We start from the raw sequence: 2,749 nt of genomic DNA, 5'->3' as shown, positions 1-2,749 counted from the left end.
TTACAAAGATACTGGAAGTGCATTGTATTTATATACTGTAAATGCTACAGCATTTGTAGATGCTGAAACAATTACAGGTGGTACAAGTGGAGTTACTGCAAGTGCTGATGGAATAGGAATTGATGAAGATGTAATGTTACCTTGCACATGTGCTAGTACATTTACAATTCCAGCAGTAAGCAATAGGAAATATTGGATTGAAATAGACCCAAGTTCTTTAGATGTAGCAAATGATTTTGATTGCATTATGGTCAATATTGCTCAGGCTAGCAATGGTTGTATTGGTGGAGCTGACTATATTATTGAGCCAAAGCATATAGGATTGCCAATGGAATCAGCAATATATGATTAATATTTTGTTAAGTTTTTTATAAGGAGGTAAGTAAAAAATATGTCAAAAGACAATTTAAGAAATATCTTAGGCGATAATACTGCTAATAATCTATATGATTCTAGTAATGTTGCAGCTAATGCAAATGGTTCTATAATAGAAAGACAAGAATATATACAATCTCAAGTATCTGCAATAAGTTCAGGGCAAGTTATATTACAAGGAGTAGCTCCAGCAGCTACAAATAGTACAACAGTAGTAGTTATATCTGCACTAGCTGGATATGGAAATGATTTTTTTAATAATCAATTTTATATGCAGATTTTGCATAATGATAATAGTGCTGGAGATGCACCAGAAAAAGAAGTTCGACAAATAACAGATTATGTAAGTGCAACCGGAACTTTTACAATGACTGCATTTAGTGCAGCTGTAGAAGCAGGAGATTTGTGTTTAATTATACATGAATCACAAGTAGCAATTGGAAAAGATGATAACAACAATACATTTGCTTCAACTGCTGTTGTAGCAAATGCAGATGGTTCTATCTTAGAAAGACTTGAGTATATACAAGGTCAAGTTAGTGGAACAGATAGTGCTGCTAATATTCTAGGTGCAAATGATGCCGATAATGGATTTGCTTCAGCTGATGTTGTAGCAAATGAAGATGGTTCTATCTTAGAAAGACTTGAACAAATTCAAGAAGCAACAAATAAAGGAACTGGCACTGCAATGGCAGCAAATAAAAGCATTGCAGATGCATTAGGAACTGATGGAAATACAGTAACAGACAGTTCTAGTAGTGTTCTTGGTGCAGTTGGGGCAAATAACAATAACAATGCATTTAGTTCTTCTTTGGTTGCTCCAAATATTGACGGTTCGGTGCTTGAAAGACTAGAAGCAATTATGAGAGCTGGTGGATTAACTTCATTAAATCCAAATTATGGAGTTGTTACAATTGAATTTGCAGCATTAACAACTGGCTCAGTTGCAACACATGAAATATTAACAATTACTGGTGAAGTAAGACTTTGGTTAATGCCAGTTTGTACGACTAATGTTGCAGGAAATGGAACTATTGAGCTTGGAATTGATAGTGATACAAATCTTTATGTTAATACAACAAATGCAGCTGATATAGATGCTAATGAGGTTTGGATAAAAGCTGCTCCTGATGATGTAGGTGGAAATTATTCTACATTAGTCTTAGATAAAGTTGTAGTTGGTGGGTCTGATGTTGGATATGAAATAAAAACTGATACACTTGAAAGTGGTGTAATTGAATTTCACTATGCATGGTTGCCAATTAGTGCTGATGGAAACGTTGTTGCAGCAGATGGAACAGATCCATTAGTTTAAATTTTGTGCAAATGATTAGAGGTGAATTATATTGGCAGTAACTTTAATAAAACAAACAAATTTATATATCGGAGCTAGTACAGATACAAAGCCAACAGGTGTAAGAGTTGGGTCTAAGTTTTATGAGTATAATACTGGTAAATGGTATATAACTTATAACACTGGAACTAACTGGATTGAAACTAGTGATGATACAATAAATGCAAATCTGCAAGTAAACGACACGGACGTAAGTGCTGCAAATCCTGTCAATGTTGATACTAAAAATGTCTCTGATGCCATGATGGGAAACTTAGGAGGAGTATATAGTGCAGCTGCAACTATTACGCCGACTGCAACTTATATATTTAATGCTATACAGATAATTACCGATGCAGTTCTTACCTGCACAGGCACACCTAGCGGAATTACTGCAATTACTTTTGAAGCTGGAACAGTTATATATGGGCGATTTAGTCAAATTGTAATTGCCTCTGGTACTGTAATTGCATACCAAGGGAAGTGATAAAATGGCTCTTGGATTAGGAAATGGATTGAATAAAACAATACGAAAAAAAGGTCTATTACTTTCTGAATGTGATGATATTGGAGACTTAACGTTACAAGGCTGTGACAGTGTACTTGATATATTAAATAAAGTGTCTGGCAGTGCTTCAATTGAACTTACTAAAAATGCTGGAATTGTAGGATATTTTATTGCAGATGTAGCATGTGTATATGATTTGTCAAGATACAAAAGCTTAAAATTTAGATTTTATGTAGCTGACAATTCCAACATAGCAAGCATATCAGCTTTATTTTTTACGACTACGCCTTTTGACTATGGTATAAATTTTCTAAAATTTGAATTTCCTGCTAGTGGATGGAATACATTTAATATGCTATTTGCTGATTTTGCAACTACTGGAGCTGCTAATTGGGCAACTGTAAAAGGATTAAGATTTTCAGTAAACTTAACAGTAGATAATGCTACAGAAAAAGTAAATTTTGATAGGATTGAAATAAAATAAAAGGATAACATAATATGGCTATTTTAGATGATGTAAAAATATCTCTTAG

General features: G+C 33.8%; 4 protein-coding genes. All 4 read left to right on the top strand.

Going from position 1 to position 2,749, the window contains the following annotated elements; translation table 11 throughout:
- A partial coding sequence (locus tag M0Q17_RS11155; RefSeq protein WP_295086860.1) for a hypothetical protein occupies positions 1 to 352 on the top strand: 352 nt, incomplete at its 5' end.
- A 39-nt stretch (positions 353 to 391) separates the two neighbouring features.
- On the top strand, positions 392 to 1,690 hold the full coding sequence (locus tag M0Q17_RS11150; protein WP_295086858.1) for a hypothetical protein: 1,299 nt from the start codon (positions 392 to 394) through the stop codon (positions 1,688 to 1,690).
- Between the two features lie 31 nt (positions 1,691 to 1,721).
- Positions 1,722 to 2,195: a hypothetical protein gene (locus tag M0Q17_RS11145; RefSeq protein WP_295086856.1), complete on the top strand. Its 474-nt coding sequence runs from the start codon at positions 1,722 to 1,724 to the stop codon at positions 2,193 to 2,195.
- A 4-nt stretch (positions 2,196 to 2,199) separates the two neighbouring features.
- The gene (locus M0Q17_RS11140) at positions 2,200 to 2,700 is read left to right on the top strand and encodes a hypothetical protein (protein WP_295086854.1); all 501 of its coding nucleotides are present in this window, start codon (positions 2,200 to 2,202) and stop codon (positions 2,698 to 2,700) included.
- Positions 2,701 to 2,749 lie beyond the last annotated feature (49 nt).

It is taken from the genome of Sulfurimonas sp., from assembly GCF_023229105.1.
In the GTDB taxonomy this organism is placed as follows: Bacteria; Campylobacterota; Campylobacteria; order Campylobacterales; family Sulfurimonadaceae; genus Sulfurimonas.
This window is presented reverse-complemented; position numbering and strand designations above follow the sequence as displayed.